General features: G+C 62.3%; 12 protein-coding genes and 1 tRNA gene. 11 read left to right on the top strand and 2 right to left on the bottom strand.

Annotated elements, in window-relative coordinates; all coding sequences use genetic code 11:
• Positions 1 to 248: 248 nt before the first annotated feature.
• From clpP to lon, 3 genes are all read left to right on the top strand, one after another.
• Positions 249 to 857 carry an ATP-dependent Clp endopeptidase proteolytic subunit ClpP gene (gene clpP, locus MAIT1_RS20610; RefSeq protein ID WP_085446952.1) on the top strand — a complete coding sequence of 203 codons (609 nt, stop codon included), beginning with the start codon at positions 249 to 251 and terminating at the stop codon, positions 855 to 857.
• A 90-nt stretch (positions 858 to 947) separates the two neighbouring features.
• Positions 948 to 2,219: an ATP-dependent Clp protease ATP-binding subunit ClpX gene (gene clpX, locus MAIT1_RS20605; protein WP_085446950.1), complete on the top strand. Its 1,272-nt coding sequence runs from the start codon at positions 948 to 950 to the stop codon at positions 2,217 to 2,219.
• Between the two features lie 102 nt (positions 2,220 to 2,321).
• Entirely contained in the window at positions 2,322 to 4,763 is a 2,442-nt protein-coding gene (gene lon, locus MAIT1_RS20600) for an endopeptidase La (protein ID WP_085446948.1), read from the top strand.
• Positions 4,764 to 5,154: 391 nt separating this feature from the next.
• Here the strand turns inward: lon and MAIT1_RS20595 are convergent, their stop codons facing one another.
• The gene (locus MAIT1_RS20595) at positions 5,155 to 6,138 is read right to left on the bottom strand and encodes an IS3 family transposase (protein ID WP_085441294.1); all 984 of its coding nucleotides are present in this window, start codon (positions 6,136 to 6,138) and stop codon (positions 5,155 to 5,157) included.
• Between the two features lie 11 nt (positions 6,139 to 6,149).
• Positions 6,150 to 6,452 carry a transposase gene (locus tag MAIT1_RS20590; protein ID WP_085440078.1) on the bottom strand — a complete coding sequence of 101 codons (303 nt, stop codon included), beginning with the start codon at positions 6,450 to 6,452 and terminating at the stop codon, positions 6,150 to 6,152.
• Between the two features lie 71 nt (positions 6,453 to 6,523).
• On the opposite strand from MAIT1_RS20590, the gene MAIT1_RS20585 reads away from it, so the two are divergent.
• The 8 genes from MAIT1_RS20585 (at position 6,524) to MAIT1_RS20550 (ending at position 15,909) form a co-directional block, all read left to right on the top strand.
• The gene (locus MAIT1_RS20585; RefSeq protein WP_275531653.1) at positions 6,524 to 6,775 is read left to right on the top strand and encodes an HU family DNA-binding protein; all 252 of its coding nucleotides are present in this window, start codon (positions 6,524 to 6,526) and stop codon (positions 6,773 to 6,775) included.
• 94 nt (positions 6,776 to 6,869) lie between these two features.
• Positions 6,870 to 6,945 (top strand) — tRNA-Val (locus MAIT1_RS20580).
• A 252-nt stretch (positions 6,946 to 7,197) separates the two neighbouring features.
• Positions 7,198 to 8,466 carry a hypothetical protein gene (locus MAIT1_RS20575; protein WP_085446944.1) on the top strand — a complete coding sequence of 423 codons (1,269 nt, stop codon included), beginning with the start codon at positions 7,198 to 7,200 and terminating at the stop codon, positions 8,464 to 8,466.
• The gene (locus MAIT1_RS20570; RefSeq protein WP_085446942.1) at positions 8,463 to 10,472 is read left to right on the top strand and encodes an AAA family ATPase; all 2,010 of its coding nucleotides are present in this window, start codon (positions 8,463 to 8,465) and stop codon (positions 10,470 to 10,472) included. The genes MAIT1_RS20575 and MAIT1_RS20570 overlap by 4 nt, the downstream gene beginning before the upstream one ends.
• The gene (locus tag MAIT1_RS20565) at positions 10,469 to 11,137 is read left to right on the top strand and encodes a 4Fe-4S single cluster domain-containing protein (protein WP_085446940.1); all 669 of its coding nucleotides are present in this window, start codon (positions 10,469 to 10,471) and stop codon (positions 11,135 to 11,137) included. Before MAIT1_RS20570 ends, MAIT1_RS20565 begins: the two co-directional genes overlap by 4 nt.
• A 161-nt stretch (positions 11,138 to 11,298) precedes the next feature.
• Complete coding sequence (locus MAIT1_RS20560; protein WP_085446938.1) at positions 11,299 to 11,916, top strand: FHA domain-containing protein; 618 nt, start codon at positions 11,299 to 11,301, stop codon at positions 11,914 to 11,916.
• Positions 11,916 to 12,725, top strand: coding sequence for a PP2C family protein-serine/threonine phosphatase (locus tag MAIT1_RS20555; RefSeq protein WP_085446936.1), 810 nt, complete (start codon positions 11,916 to 11,918; stop codon positions 12,723 to 12,725). Before MAIT1_RS20560 ends, MAIT1_RS20555 begins: the two co-directional genes overlap by 1 nt.
• A gap of 544 nt (positions 12,726 to 13,269) precedes the next feature.
• Entirely contained in the window at positions 13,270 to 15,909 is a 2,640-nt protein-coding gene (locus MAIT1_RS20550) for a serine/threonine protein kinase (protein WP_085446934.1), read from the top strand.
• Position 15,910: the final 1 nt, after the last annotated feature.

Below are 15,910 nucleotides of genomic sequence, written 5' to 3'. Positions count from 1 at the left end.
GGGCGTAAAATCCCCCAAGAGGCGCGGTTTTGCAGGTGTTGGGCCGATTGGGGCGCACGCCGACGCCGCTGGCGGCGTAGAAATTGCACGATGACTATTGCACAATTACTGGGGGAAAAATGCTGGCCGGAGTGGCGGCAGACAATGTGATTCAAGCGCGTGCCACGGCGCCGCGCTGACGCCAAACACCCCGCATGGAGTGGCGGGATGAGGCAACCAAAAGGCCAATGTAACCCAAAGGAGTCTGTATGAGTTTGGTGCCTATGGTGGTGGAATCCACCAACCGCGGTGAGCGGGCTTATGATATCTACTCCCGCCTGCTCAAGGAGCGGGTGGTGTTTCTGGTGGGTCAGGTGGAAGAGCACATGGCCAACCTGGTGGTGGCGCAGCTGCTGTTCCTGGAGTCGGAGAACCCGGACAAGGATATCCACCTCTATATTAATAGCCCCGGCGGCTCGGTGACGGCGGGCATGGCGATTTACGACACCATGCAGTTCATCCGCCCCCAGGTGAGCACCCTGTGCATCGGCCAGGCCGCCAGCATGGGCGCGGTGCTGCTCACCGCCGGCGCCGAAGGCAAGCGTCTGGCCCTGCCCAATGCGCGGGTGATGATCCACCAACCTCTGGGCGGCTTCCAGGGTCAGGCCAGCGACATCCAGATTCATGCGCAGGAGATCCTGCGCATTCGCCAAACCCTCAACCAGGTGCTCGCCGACCACACCGGCAAACCGCTGGAGACCATCGAGCGCGACACCGAGCGGGACTACTTCCTCTCCGCCGAAGAGTCCAAGGCGTACGGTCTGATCGACCAGGTGATTGAGAAACGCGAAGTCGCAGCCAAAGAAGACGGCGAGTAATTTCCCAGCAATTTGAGTCGCCGCGTATTACGGAGACGCGCCGGACACAACCGCCCACCGGCGCGCATCCGTCAAACAGGAGTTTCACACATGTCCAATTCAACCTCGGATTCCAATAGCGTTCTGCACTGCTCCTTCTGCGGCAAGAGCCAGCATGAGGCGCGCAAACTCATCGCCGGCCCGTCGGTGTTCATCTGTGATGAGTGCGTGGATCTGTGCATGGAGATCATCCGCGAAGACAAGAGCGGTCAGATCGAAACCAAACGCACCGGAGTCCCCACCCCCGCCGAGATCAAACAGACCCTCGACGAATACGTCATTGGCCAGAGCCAGGCCAAGAAGGTGCTATCGGTGGCGGTGTACAACCATTACAAGCGCTTGGAAAATCAGGAAGGCTCCGCCGACAACGCGGTGGAGATCGCCAAATCCAACGTGCTCATGATCGGCCCCACCGGCAGCGGCAAAACCCTGCTGGCGCAGACCCTGGCGCGCATTCTGGACGTGCCCTTCACCATCACCGACGCCACCACCCTCACCGAGGCCGGTTACGTGGGCGAAGATGTGGAGAACATCATCCTGCGTCTGCTGCAGGCCGCCGATAACGATGTGGAGAAGGCCCAGCGCGGCATCGTCTTCATCGACGAAATCGACAAGATCTCGCGCAAGTCCGACAACCCCTCCATCACCCGCGACGTCTCCGGCGAAGGGGTGCAGCAGGCGCTGCTGAAGATCATCGAAGGCACCATCGCCTCGGTGCCGCCCCAGGGCGGGCGCAAGCATCCGCAGCAGGAGTATCTGCAAGTGGACACCACCAACATCCTGGTGGTGTGCGGCGGCGCCTTCAACGGTCTGGAGAAGGTGATTGAGCGCCGCTCCACCAAGCACCACGGCATCGGCTTCGGCGCCACCGTGGGCGGCGGCGAGAGCGATGAGGCCAAAATCAACGAGCTGCTGGCCGACCTGGAGCCGGAGGATCTGCTGCAATATGGTCTGATCCCCGAATTCGTCGGCCGTCTGCCGGTGGTGGCCACCCTGGAGGAACTCGACAAGGCGGCGTTGATCAAAATCCTCACCGAGCCCAAGAACGCGCTGGTCAAGCAGTATCAAAAGCTGCTGGAGATGGAGAATGTGCGCCTGACCTTTACCGACAACGCCCTGGAGGCGCTGGCGGAGAAGGCCATCGAGCGCAAAACCGGCGCCCGCGGCCTGCGCGCCCTGCTCGAAACCACCCTGCTGGACGTGATGTTCGAAGTGCCCAGCAAGGAGAGCGTGCGCGAGGTGGTGATCAACCGCGAAGTGGTGGAGAAGCAGACCGAGCCGCTGTTGATCTACGCCGACGAACCCATGGAAGCCAAGGCGTAAGCCGCAACCCCTTTCAAACCCCTATGCCGCAGGCGGTCGCCTGGGCGCCCATGATGGCGCGCCCAGGCCGCGTGCTGGCGGCAGCGAGAGCGACCCCCCCTTATGAGCCACTTTATCGACCAATTCGCCGACGCCATCCGCATGCCGGTGTTGCCCTTGCGGGACATTGTGGTGTTTCCCCACATGATCGTGCCGCTGTTCGTCGGTCGGGAGCGTTCGATTCAGGCATTGGACGCCGTCACCGCCGGTCGCGAAGAGGATCGCCGCATCCTGCTGGTGTCGCAAAAGGACGCCTCCACCGACAACCCCACCCCCGAAGATGTCTACGAAGTGGGCGTGGAGGGCTCCATTCTGCAACTGCTGAAACTCCCCGACGGCACCGTCAAGGTGTTGGTGGAGGGGATGCGGCGGCTGCGCATCGACCGCTTCACCCAGACCGAGCCCTTCTTTGAAGCCGAAGCCTCACCCATGGTGGCCCCGCCCTACAGCGACGCCGAAGCGCGCGCGCTGATGCGCTCGGTGATCACCCAGTTCGAGGCCTACGCAAAGCTCAACAAGAAGGTGCCGCCGGAAGTGTTGATGACCTTCCAGTCCATCGACGATCCCGCGCGTCTGGCCGACACCGCCGCCTCCCACCTGACCCTGAAAGTGGCTGACAAACAGGCCCTGCTGGAGGTGGATTCGGTCATCGAGCAGCTGGAGCGTCTGTACGTCTCCCTGGAGCAGGAGATCGAAGTCTTCCAGGTGGAGAAGCGCATTCGCGGCCGCGTCAAGCGTCAGATGGAGAAGTCGCATCGCGACTACTATCTGAACGAGCAGATGAAGGCGATCCAGAAGGAGCTGGGCGAAAAGGATGACGAAAAGGACGAATTGACCGAACTGGCGGAGAAGATCCAAGAGTGCGGCATGTCCGAAGAGGCCCAGAAAAAGGCCGAAAGCGAGCTTAAGAAGCTCAAGCAGATGTCGCCCATGTCCGCCGAAGCCACGGTGGTGCGCAACTACATCGACTGGCTGGTCTCCATCCCCTGGGCCCAGGCCAGCGAACTCAAGCACGACCTGCGAGAGGCCGAGCGCATCCTCGATGAGGACCACGACGGCCTGCAGAAGGTCAAGGAGCGCATCATCGAGCATCTGGCGGTGCAGCAGAAGGTGGAGAAGATCAAAGGCCCCATTCTGTGTCTGGTGGGCCCTCCGGGGGTGGGTAAGACCTCCCTGGCCAAATCCATCGCCCGCGCCACCGGCCGCGAGTATGTGCGCATCTCCCTGGGCGGAGTGCGCGACGAAGCCGAAATTCGCGGCCACCGCCGCACCTACATCGGCTCCATGCCGGGCAAGATCATTCAGTCGATGAAGAAGGCGGGGACGAAAAATCCGCTGTTCCTGCTCGACGAGATCGACAAGGTGGGCAACGACTACCGCGGCGACCCCTCGTCGGCGCTGCTGGAGGTGCTGGATCCGGAGCAGAACAGCGCGTTTAACGATCACTATATGGAGGTCGATTACGACCTCTCCAATGTGCTGTTCCTCACCACCGCCAACAGTCTGAACATCCCGCGGCCACTGCTGGACCGCATGGAGGTGATCCGTCTGGCCGGTTACACCGAGGAGGAGAAGACCCGCATCGCCACCCGCTATCTGGTTCCGCGGCAGATGGAGAACCACGGTCTGGACGCCAAGGAGTTCTCCCTCTCCAGCTCGGCGCTGCTGGATATCATCCGCTACTACACCCGCGAATCCGGCGTGCGCAATCTGGAGCGCGAGATCGCCAGTCTGAACCGTAAGGCCGCGCGCATCCTGCTTACTGAGAAAGCGCGCAAAAAGGTGGCGATCACCGCGCAAAATCTGGAAAAACATCTGGGCGTGCGCAAATACCGCTTCGGTCTGGCCGAAGAGCATGACCATGTGGGGGTGACCACCGGTCTGGCCTGGACTGAGGTGGGCGGCGAGCTGCTCACCATCGAGGCGATCACCCTGGAGGGCAAAGGCAAGGTCACCATCACCGGCAAGTTGGGCGACGTGATGCAGGAGTCGGCACAGGCCGCGCTGACCTATGCGCGCTCCCGCGCCCGGGAGTGGGGCATCAGCGCCGACTTCTTCCAGGAGAACGATATCCACATCCACGTGCCCGAGGGCGCCACGCCCAAGGATGGCCCGTCGGCGGGCATCGCCATGTGCACCACCCTGTGCAGCGCCCTGACCGGCATTCCGGTGCGTAAAGACGTGGCCATGACCGGTGAGATCACTCTGCGCGGCCGCGCGCTGATCATCGGCGGCCTCAAGGAGAAGCTGCTGGCGGCCCATCGCGGCGGCATCAAACATGTGCTGATCCCCGAAGAGAACGTCAAAGACCTCAAAGAGGTCGCTCAAAGCGTGCTCAAGGATCTGGAGATTCATCCGGTCAGCCACATGGATCAGGTGTTGGAACTGGCGCTGACCCAGTCGCCCAGCCGACCCCTGGCCGACGGCGACGAAGAGACGACGGCGGCGCCGCCGACTCCGGCGGAAAAGAAATTGGGCGATGAGTCGCCCACTCTGCCGCACTGAGCACATGACCAAAATCAGCCCGGAAACGCTGTAAATCCTGCTCTTTAACAGCGATTCCGGGCTGTTTTGCGTCTAAAAGCCGGGTTTTACCCTATTGCGACGCTCTTTGCGCAGGTTGGCGACGGGGTGAAAATCACGAAAAAAAAGACAAACCCAGCATTTGCGCGCGTCCACGTGGGTTGACACAGGGGCGTCAGAGTCGATATAAGCACAAATCGCCCGTATTTTTGCGGGTGCGCCAGAGCTGACTGAACAAGCGCAATCCCGAGGGGGATGCGACTTGAAAATCCAACCGCATTCCAGGAGGGCGGAATAGTGAACAAGACTGAGCTGGTTGACCAAGTGTGCTGGTTCAGCGGAAACATGACAACCGTCTAAACCAAAATATCAGTTAGCTGTTCGCCTTTTCAGCCATTTTTTGGGATGGCTGAAAAGACTGCTTTTGGTGCGTCGTCCGACGCCGTTCTCTGGCCGCCTCAAGCTTTTGATCTCGTTCGGCCAGGATCTGCACATGCCGCCCTTCCAGGCGATCCTGTGGGGTGACGTAGTCGATGGCGCTATGGAGCCGCCGGGTGTTGTAATGCTCGACGTACTTTCCCACAACCCGCTGGGCATCTTCCAGCGATAATGGCGTCTGAGGCCGAATGCACTCACGCTTCAAACTACCGTGAAAACGCTCCAGCTTTCCGTTGCTCTGCGGATAGTAAGGCGAAGTCCTCACATGCGTCATGCCGGATTCCCGGATGAACGCCTTAAAATCGTTGGCAACGAACTGCGGCCCATTGTCTGAGATCAGCCGCGGCTTAGCTTCCGGATAGGCCTCCTGAGCTCGGAGCAGGACCACTTCAACCTCATCTTCCTTCATCGACTCACGAATCTCCCAGTGGAGGATAAACCTGCTACATCCATCCAGGACACTGCACAGATAGTAGAACGTCCCCTGGATATTCAGATAGGAGATGTCCACATGCCAGTGTTTATGCGGCTCCGAAGGCTGTTTGAACCCTGTGCCCTTCTGCGAGGGCGGTGGGCTCCAACGACGCATCAGCCCGGCAGTTCTGAGCACACGCAGCACTGAAGAGGGGCTGACCGCCACCACGCCTGCATCCAGCATCATGTAGGTCAGGCGCCGATAGCCCTCTGACGGATGTTCATGGAAAAAGGCGACAATCGCTTCCCTTTCCCAATCGTCCAGCCAAAAATCTCGGGGAATACGGCCATTGTGGTCGTTAACCATTCCATAGCGCTTGCGCCATGAATAGAACTTGCCCCTTTGCACGCCTATCCAGTTGATAATTCGGCTCGTGTCGATTTCGCTCTTGTCTGACCAAAACGCCACGAAATCCACCACCGAATCCCGTATGTCCGGCTCCACCCAGCAGCCGTTCAGCTCACCCCAAGACTTTTTTTTAGCGCAACATGCGCCTCAAGAAGCTCGGACATAACTTCATTTTTGGTTGCCAACTTCGCTTCTAGTTCGGCAATCTGTCGGTCACAAGCCTTTTGGCCGCGTTTGTCAGACAAGGCCGCTTCGCCGTTCTCAAACAAAGCCTTTTGCCAGCGATAGTACTGGCTGGGCTGAATGCCCGCCTCGTCACACAGATCCGAGAGAACCACCTTCTCGACCAGGTGACGGCGCACATAGCCTACCTTCTGCTCAGCCGTAAATCTCCGCTTCTTCCGTTCCATACAAACCTCCGCTTATTATCTACACATTATAAACGGCTTGTTTGTCATTTTCCAACTGAACCGAAACACAAGTGGCGTCCAAAGCGGACATGACCAAAGCCGCCGCCACCGCCGCGGTGGACGCCGTGGTGGCGAGCATCACCGAAGCGCTGAAATCCGGCGACGCCGTGAGCCTGATCGGTTTCGGCACCTTCAGCGTCTCCGAGCGCGCCGCGCGCACCGGTCGCAACCCCCGCACCGGCAAAGAGATCAAAATCGCTGCGGCCAAGCTGCCCAAATTCAAGCCCGGCAAGGGTCTGAAGGACGCTGTGGACGGCAAGTAAGCCGACCGCCGCCGCGATTGGTCAGCATTGCGCTGAGGCAAAGCGGATTTGATAAACCGGCGTACGTATTTTGCGTACCGCCGGTTTATCTTTTGGGCGGGTAGCTCAGCTGGGAGAGCATCGGCCTTACAAGCCGAGGGTCGCAGGTTCGATCCCTGTCCCGCCTACCATAGAATTCAAACATTTACGCCACCCCTTGGGGTGGCGTTTTTGTTGTTGGCGGGAGCAACTTTGGATATTGCGCGCGGGAGATGGTGTTTCAATGACTTGCCCAAACAAGCGCGCATCTGCAGGATGAAAAAGGCGTTTTTTCGCACAAAATGGTTGTTATTTGCGTAAAGTCATCAAATAATTTGCAAGTTTGTTTACATATTATTGCCGCTGCCTGAACGCATTCGGTTTTCTTCATCAGGAGCCAATTCATGAGCGCTGAAGCCATTGTCGCCCCCTTGATTCCTCTGGCCGCCCTGGCCCAGGCCGCCGCCGAGTCCGGCGCGCTCTCCCAGCAAGACGCCCACAGCGCGCAGGCGCTGGCGGGCGCCATCCGCGCGCAGATCGACGTCCGCCTGCAACAAGCGCAGGAAGCGGCGCAAGCGCAGCGGCAGGAGCGCCAGCAGTGGCGCCAGTCGCATCATAAGCATCAAGCGGAACTGGCCGAGCTGGACGCCGCCCGTCAGGCCATTGAGGTGGCGCAACAGGCGCTGGCGCAGAACATCCACAACGCCGCCGCTCAGGATCAACACGAATCCGCCGCGCCCGAGAACAGGCTGGATCAGCTTTGGGATGAGTTGCGTGGATTCGTGACCGAGGTGGACGCCATTCTGGCCGCCGCGCCCGCGCAACTGCTCAGTGACGGCAAGACCCCGTTTGTCAAACTCCGCGCCCAGGTGGAGGCGTGGCGGCAAATCATTCAGGACAAATCCGCGCCGCCCCGCGCAGAGGAGCTGGACGCCTTCAAGCAGATGCTGCAACGCACCCTGGCCGACCATGTGGAGCGGCTGCGCAATACCCTGCGCCATCAGCAGCAGATCCGCGATAATCTGCTCACCATTCTCAATGAAGTCACTCAATATGAGCGCCTGAATGGCATTCAGGAGCGCCATCAACAGCCGTTGGCGCAGTTGCGGGAGTGGCTGCTCGAACAGCTGCACGCCGATCCGCTGACGCTGTGGATGGAGACCGAAGCCAATACCCGCTTTGGCCCCATCAAACGCGCCATCGACCAGGAGTTGGCGCTGGATGTGGCGCGCGATGCGCTGTCGCAGCGTCTGGCCGATCACTTGAGCGAGATGGGCTACGCCATCACCGAGCCGCTGGCGGAGACAGTGGAGGGCAACACCCTCTCCGGCGCGTTCGCCGTGCCCGGCGGAACCGGTCTGCATGCGGTGGTGCACGCCGATGGCCGCATCGGGTTTCAACTCTATCTGGAGCGAACGTTCCACTCCGATGCACCCGCCAGCGCCGAAGAGCTGGAACTCTTGCGGCGGCAGGAGCGGGTCTGGTGCCAGGATCTGCCGGAGGTGATGCGGCGACTGAGCGCCGATGGCTTCGCCAGCGAAGTGCGCTTCAAACGCGAAAACCAGGTGGAGAATCTGCCCATCGTCACAGTGCAGAGCGCCGAGGAGATCAATCGCGCGCAGCAGCGCAATGAGCAGTCGGCTCCGCGCTATCAGGAGATGACCTTTTCATGATTGTCATCAATGGCGACTCGCCCCGGTGGCAAAAGGAGCTGGCGCGCTTTATTCCCCTCAAAGGGATGATCTTTCTACACGGCAATGTGCTGGATCTGGTCTCCTATGGCGTCAAACGCGACGGCGCCGAGGGGGAGACGCGCTGGGTGACGGGCAATCTGTCGGGTTTTCTTCAACGCTTCATGCTCGATCAGGGCTACCAGATCGTCGGTCTACACGACAGTGTGGATGGTCTGCAATATTCCGACTCCTGGATGGCTGAAGCGGTCAAGCGCATCGGTCAGGGCAAGGAGCCGCCCGCGCGCGAAGAGGAGACGGAGACCCACGCCGCGCAACAGAGCGCCGCCGCCGCATCCGGCCCGCGCAAGCCGCTCTCGTTTGGCGCCGCCCCGCGCGCCGACAAACACCATCTGGCGGGCGCCATGAACGCCCTGCGACCGGTGCTGGCCAACAATGTCACCTCAGCGGTGTTCATATTTGACAACGCCTCGCGTCTGTTCAGCGCCAACGACGGCGGCAGCGGCGTGGGGCTGGATGTGTTCACCCGTCTGCTCAAAGCCACCCTGGAGAGCCGCGAAGCCATCGATGGCGATACCCGGCGCAACAATCTGTGCATTGTGGTGTGCGACAAACTCAACGATCTGCCCGCATTCCTCTATGTGGACAATCCGCGCACCCGCGCCATTCACATCGACAAGCCCGACAGCGAGGCGCGCGAACGCTTTATCCGCTCCGCCTATCGCGCCTTCCACAGCGAGCAAGCCGACGCCAAACAGCCCTCTGACGAACTGGTGTCGCGCTTTACCGTCTCCACCGAGGGCATGGCCTATTACGAACTGATGAGTCTGGTGGCGCTGTCGCGGGAGGAGCGCATCCCGGTCGAATCCATTAGCGACCTGACCAAGCAGTTCAAATATGGCGTCAAAGTGAGCGCCTGGGACACCCTGGACCGGGAGCGTCTGCGCCAGGCGCCTGCGTTGATCGGTCGCCGCGTCAAGGGGCAGGAGGTGGCCATGGCGCGGGTGTTGGACATCATCCGTCGCGCCCGCGTGGGGTTGTCGCTGGACACCGGCGGCGGCAATCAACGGCCGCGCGGGGTGCTGTTCTTCGCCGGGCCCACCGGTGTGGGCAAAACCGAAATGGCCAAGGGGCTGGCGGAGCTGCTGTTTGGCTCCGAAGAGCGGCTGCTGCGCTTTGATATGAGTGAATACTCCGCCGCCCACGCCGATCAGCGTCTGCTGGGGGCGCCGCCGGGCTATGTGGGTTATGAGCAGGGCGGGCAGCTCACCGGCGCGTTGCAGAAGAACCCCTTCTCGGTGGTGCTGTTCGACGAAATCGAAAAGGCGCACCCGTCGATCTTCGATAAATTCCTGCAGATTCTCGACGATGGCCGCCTCACCGACGGCAAGGGCGAGACCACCTACTTCTCCGAATGCATCATCATCTTCACCAGCAATCTGGGGGTGATGTCGCCTTCGACGGGCGCCGACGGCGAGTCGGGCCAATCCGCGCCGCTGCTGTTCTCCTCTGGGGCGCAGGTTGAAGAGAACCAGATGGTGACGCCGCAGATGCCCTACAGTCTGGTGCGCGAATCCATCCTGCAGGCCATTCGCGACCACTTCAATCTGAAGCTGGGCCGCCCGGAGCTGCTCAATCGCATCGGCGACAATTTTGTGGTGTTCGATTTCATCCGGCCGCCGCTGGATGAGGAGATTCTCGACATGCTGCTGGCGCGGGCGCAGCAGGTATTGAGCCGGGAGCAGGGCATTGACCTGACCATCGCCGAGGCGGTGCGGGCGCAACTGATCACCCTGGCGCGGGGCAATCTGCAGCACGGCGGACGCGGCATTCGCAACATGCTGGATTCGGCGTTGATCAATCCGTTGGCGCGCTGGCTGTTTGAGTTCGGCATGGAGGCGCGCGGCGGGTTTGAACTGATCGAACTGCGCGACCATGGCGAAGCTGCCCCCTACCGCTTCGAGACCGTTCTGGAGCGCCGGGCGTGAACACCGGGCGCGTGCGTTTGAGCCACATCGCCCAGCCGGTGACGGCGCTGGGGCCGGGGCGACGCGCGGCGCTGTGGACAGCGGGGTGCGCGTTGGCCTGCCCGGGGTGCGTCACCCCGCAGTTGCAAGCGCGCGATAGCGGACAGTGGGTGGCGACGGCGGATCTGGCGGCGCATCTGTTGGATCTGCCGGAGGCGTTGGATGGGCTGACCCTCAGCGGCGGCGAGCCGTTTGATCAGGCCGCTGCGCTGGCGGCGCTGCTGCAGAGGGTGCGGGCGGCGCGTCCGGCGTGGACGGTGATGGCGTTCAGCGGCTACACCCATGCGCAACTGCTGGAGGCGGGCGCGGCGCAGCGGGCGCTGTTGGCGCAGACGGATCTGTTGATTGATGGCCCATTTCGGCGCGATCAGCCCAGCTGGGAGCCGCTGGCGGGCAGCGCCAATCAGCGCTTGATCGCGCTCACGGCGCGGGGGCGGATAGTAAAACGCCAGGTTTTGAGCGAATCGCCGCCACTGGCCAATCTGGGGGTGGGGGAGAACGGCGCGGCGTGGTTGATCGGCGTGCTATCGCCAACGCAGCGCGAGGCGTATCACCAGATGCTGCCAAAGGATTCCACGTCTCAAAGCAAAGCGACAAACGCCACGCCAACGCCGAACGAAAACTAACGAGGGTCCAGGGAAATCATTTCCCTGGCGGGTGCAGGGCGGAGCCCTGCCGGGTCCAGGGCGGAGCCCTGGCGGGTTGAGGGCGGAGCCCTCATGGGGTCTGGGGCGAAGCCCCAGTCTCTTTCATCATCCCAAATAACTGACTTAAAGAATAAAAACCGATGCGCTATATCAAAATCTGTCCCAAATGCGGTCATGAGAATCCCGAGGAGGCCGACCTGTGCGAGGTTGACGCCGAATTCCTTGGCGCGGTGCCGCCCACCAGCGCGCCGGATCGCCCGCCGCCGGAGCCGGAAGCGGAATCCGCCGCCGCCGCGCCGCCGTCCGTTGCCGCCGAAGCGTCGCCGAGCGCCCCCGTTGATGCGCCGCCTGTTGTTGTCGCCGCATCAGACCCCGCGCCGCAACTCTCCTCCGCCAGCGGCGTCACCACCCGCTTTGAACCGCGACCGGACCTGATTCTGGAGCTGCTGGAGAGCGGCGAACGCTATACGGTGCGCGATGGCTGGATCGTGGGCCAGGAGCACGACTCCCGCGCCGCCCACATCCGCCTGCCGCTGTCGCTGCCCGGCGTCAAACACGTGCACCGCAACCACTGCCGCTTTGTGTATGAGGCGGACCAGTGGCGGGTGACCGCCATCGATCAAGCCCTGTTCGGCGGCGCCTTCACCAACCCCACCTTCGTCAATAACGACAAGGCGGCGCCGGGGGCGACGCTGCCTCTGAGCAATGGCGACAAACTCACCCTCTCGGGGGTGACGCTGCATGTGAGAATCCTCTGATGGCGCGCTTTGAAGCGTATGGCCATACCGCCACCGGACCGGTGCGCGAACACAATGAGGACCATCTGCTGCTGGATCGCTACGTCAAAAATCGGGGCCGCATGACGCTGTGGCTGGATGCGGATGACGAGGCGTTGCAGAGCGTCGGCGTGCTGCTGGCGGTGGCCGACGGCATCGGCGGGGCGTCGGCGGGGGAGGTGGCCAGTCAGTTGGCCCTGCGCACGCTGGAGCGCCACTTTCACGGCGTCACCAAGGCCGCGCCGGAGGCGTTTGTGGAGACCCTGCGCGACGCCATTCAGCGCGCCAACGACACCGTGTTGCAAGCGGCGGCCAGCCGTCCCGAGTGGGCGCGCATGGGTTGCACCCTGAGCGGGGCGTGCCTCACCCCTCACGGCTATTGGGTGTTCAACGCCGGCGACAGCCGCGTCTACCGTCTGCGCAACGGTCTGTTGCGTCTGCTCACGCTGGATGATTCGGCCACCCGCATGGCCATGGACGCCGGCCAGCTCTCCCAGGATCAGGCCGAGCAGTCGGGCCAGCGCCATGTGCTCACCAACCATGTGGGGTTGGCGTCGTTTCAGTGTCGCATCGAGCCGGGGCCGGAGCTGCGTGGGGGCGATGTGCTGCTGGTCTGCTCGGACGGCGTGCACGACCTGTTGGGCGAGAGTCGCATGGAGGCGTTGTGCGCCGCAGACGACGCGCCCTTGGAGCGGATGGGGCAAGCGCTGCTGGACGCCGCCACAGCGGCGGGTGGGCATGACAATCAATCGGTGATTCTGCTGCGTCTGCACGAAGATTCAGCGGGCTGAACAGTTTACCTACTTGGTTAAAATCAAACACTGATGGCAGGGAAAAGAGGCTGGGGCTTTGCCCCAGACCCCACGAGGGCGCCGCCCTCGACCCGCCAGGGCTTTGCCCTGGACCCACCAGGGGAATGATTCCCCTGGACCCCCATTAGTTTGGTTTTGTGCGCTGACAAAATTTATGCGCATATTCAACTATTTATGAGCGAATATTAATAGTGAGTCAAAACCAAAATTGACAGAACGATCAATGTTTGCGTGATGTCGGTGGAGCTTGTGCTGACTATTGGCCGCCGACTGGTCGGCGGCGGGGTGATTCGGGCCATCCATGGCCCTCACCCTTCGGGCTCGCTTGCGCGAGTCCGATTTGGCAATCCTGCCAAATCGTCTGGGGGCCGCGCCCCCTGCGGGGTGTGGGGCGGCGCCCCACGGTTTGGCTTTTGATCTTGAGAGCTCGAGGGCGTAGCCCTCGATATCTTACAGCTCCCCAGGTTTCACTTTTGAATGCCAACGGCTATGGCAGGACCTATTTGGCGGATGGGACGAACGAATGAGCGAGAGCGACAAGCAATCCCCACAAGTCACCCAACGCTTCGATGACGCCGCGCAGCCATCCGCCGCCAAATCCGTCACCGAGCGATTTGACCCGCCGCAACACGCCAGCGTCACCGAGCGGTTTGACGCCGCCGAGCCCGCCAAGATCGACCCTGCGGCGCTGGCCGAGGTCACCGAGCGGTTTGACGCCGCCGAACCCACCCTGGAGGCGCTGCAACTGAAGATCGGCGATCTGGTGGATGACAAATACCAGGTCGAGGCCGGACCGCTGGGGGTGGGCTCGGGCGAGGCGGAGATCTACCGCTGTCGCAACGCCCTGACCGGCGAGACGGTGATTCTCAAATTCTACCGTTTCCACATCTCGCCCAAACGCGCGGTGCTCGAACAACTGCTGGGTCTGACCCACCCGGGGGTGGTGAGCCTGCAGGCGTTCGGCGCCTGGGGCGGACGCTTCTTCGAGGTGATGGAGTACTGTCGCGGCGGCGAACTCAAGGCGCTGGCGCCGGTGGATGAAACGCGCCTGTTGGAGCAGTGGCTGCCCAATCTGGTGGAGGGGCTGCGCTACTGCCATACCCAGAACATCGTCCATCGCGACATCAAACCGGGCAACCTCTTCTTCCGCGACGCCGAGCGCACCGAAGCGGTGATCGCCGATTTCGGCATCAGCTCGATTCTGGAGGAGGAGGCCGATGGCGCCCACAAAACCCGCGCCTTCCACTTCACCCTGGACTACGCCGCGCCGGAGATGCTCAGTCGCAACGAGGTGGGGCCGCCCACCGACTTCTACGCCCTGGGCATCTCCCTGCTGCACCTGGTGCTGGGCGCCTCGCCGTTTGACGGCATGCACCCGTTGCAGATCTCGGTGGCCCATGTGGAGGGGCGCGTCCCCATTTCAGAAACCGGGCTGTCGGAACGTTTCCGCACCCTGCTCAGTGGTCTGTTGCAGGTGGATCCGGGCAATCGCTGGGGTTATGCGCAACTGCGCCAGTGGCTGGGCGGCGAGGCGGTGTTGGACAACCAGGGCCGCCCCTGGAAGCCGGATCTGCTGGCGGGCAAATCCCACCCCTATCCGGGCTATCCCCAAGCCACCAATCTCAAGGAGCTGGCCGCCAGTCTGGACGCCTTCGACGCCGCGCGCCATCTGTTCCGCGGCGACGTGCGGCGCTGGATCTTCGACCACTTCAGCCCCGAGCTGGCCGCCGAAGTGGAGGAGATCCAGGAGAACGACACCGAGCAGCCGGAACTGGGAGTGTGGCGGCTCAAACTGATGCTGGACCCGACCACGCCGCTGCCGGTGGGCAAGCGGGCGCTCCACTCCCTGGGCGAACTCATCGACCTGCTGCGCCAGGAGCAGCAGACCGACGCCATTGTCACGCTGTTCAATAGCGGCAAACTGGCGGCGTGGGTCGCCGCTTCGCAACTGACCGGACACAATGCCGCGCTGGCGGCGCGACTGCGCGATCTGCACAGACGCATCGCTGATGGCGGGCCGCGCATGCAGCAGGTGGCGCTGCGCTTTCTGCTCGATGAAACGTTTACCGCACTGACCCTGGGACGACATCGCATCGAACAGCCCGCTGATCTGGGGCGCGCGCTGCACAAGGATCCGGCGTTTGAACCGCTGTTAAGCGAGTGCGTGCGCGATGGCGTGCTGGCGGCGTGGCTGGCGGTGGCGCAGTTCCCCAATTGGGAGGCGGATGCGGCGTTCCTGGAGGCGCTGATCGCCCAGGCGCCGCCGGACAAGCAGTTGGCCTACGGCGCGGCGTGGCGCTTCTATCCCGAGCTACCGTTCCCCTTCATCAAGCAGCCCATCAGCGAACCCAAAGCGCTGGCGGCGTGGATCGATCAGGACGCGCAAACCACCGAACAGGGACGGGGTTGGTTGCAGGAGGGGTGGATTCGCGCCTGGCTGGCGGCCACCGGCAAAATGGATCTGGCCGCGCTGGACGAGATTCTCGACAACCCGGACTTCTCCGCTGCGGTGAAGTTGGAGATTCTGCTGGGCGCATTGGACCCGGATCTGCCGCCGCCGCAACTGCGCTGTTCGGTGCAGGAGCTGAAGTTTGGCCGCGTGCATGGGGAGCAGCGCAAAATCCTGCGGGTTACCCTGCGCAATGTGGCGCGGGGCTATCTGTTTGGCTCGGTGCTGCTGGACGACCCCAACCGCGTGGTGTCGGTGAATCACAAAACCGTGGAGGGGGAGGGGGAGATCGCGGTGGCGGTGGAGCCGCGCCATCTGCCCATGGATGCCGAATACAGCGCCAAACTCCGCTTCAACCTCAATGGCGGCGTTGTGGTGATTCCCATTTCCTATCGCGTGGTTCCGCCCTGGCGCAACATGCTCATCCGCAGCCTCAAGGGGGGCTTTGTGGTGGGCGCCGCCATGGGCTTGCTGCGCGGCGCGCTGTGGTTGGCGGAGGTCACTCTGCTGCCCAACTCCGACCACGACATGCTGCTGCACGCCAGCCTCACCGGCTTTCTCAAAGCTGTGGGCTACAATCAGTCGATATTCGCCAACACCCCCCTTAACTGGGCCAGCCTGGGATTGGCGGTTGTGCTGAGTTTCTTCATCGCTCAGGCGATGCAGCGGGCGCAGAAAAAGCGCGATGAAGCGGCCTTCTCCGATGAGGCGTAAG

The sequence above is a fragment of the Magnetofaba australis IT-1 genome (genome assembly GCF_002109495.1).
GTDB classification, from domain to species: domain Bacteria; phylum Pseudomonadota; class Magnetococcia; order Magnetococcales; family Magnetococcaceae; genus Magnetofaba; species Magnetofaba australis.
The sequence above is the reverse complement of the archived record's forward strand: the minus strand, read 5'-3'. Positions and strand labels throughout refer to the sequence as shown.

What these genes read in the sequence shown, in the direction of transcription:
- clpP (WP_085446952.1), top strand. Translation starts at nt 249, where the DNA reads ATGAGTTTGGTGCCTATGGTGGTGGAATCCACCAACCGCGGTGAGCGG.
- MAIT1_RS20560 (WP_085446938.1), top strand. Translation starts at nt 11,299, where the DNA reads ATGCGCTATATCAAAATCTGTCCCAAATGCGGTCATGAGAATCCCGAG.
- MAIT1_RS20550 (WP_085446934.1), top strand. Translation starts at nt 13,270, where the DNA reads ATGAGCGAGAGCGACAAGCAATCCCCACAAGTCACCCAACGCTTCGAT.
- MAIT1_RS20575 (WP_085446944.1), top strand. Translation starts at nt 7,198, where the DNA reads ATGAGCGCTGAAGCCATTGTCGCCCCCTTGATTCCTCTGGCCGCCCTG.
- clpX (WP_085446950.1), top strand. Translation starts at nt 948, where the DNA reads ATGTCCAATTCAACCTCGGATTCCAATAGCGTTCTGCACTGCTCCTTC.
- lon (WP_085446948.1), top strand. Translation starts at nt 2,322, where the DNA reads ATGAGCCACTTTATCGACCAATTCGCCGACGCCATCCGCATGCCGGTG.
- MAIT1_RS20590 (WP_085440078.1), bottom strand. Translation starts at nt 6,452, where the DNA reads ATGGAACGGAAGAAGCGGAGATTTACGGCTGAGCAGAAGGTAGGCTAT.
- MAIT1_RS20570 (WP_085446942.1), top strand. Translation starts at nt 8,463, where the DNA reads ATGATTGTCATCAATGGCGACTCGCCCCGGTGGCAAAAGGAGCTGGCG.
- MAIT1_RS20555 (WP_085446936.1), top strand. Translation starts at nt 11,916, where the DNA reads ATGGCGCGCTTTGAAGCGTATGGCCATACCGCCACCGGACCGGTGCGC.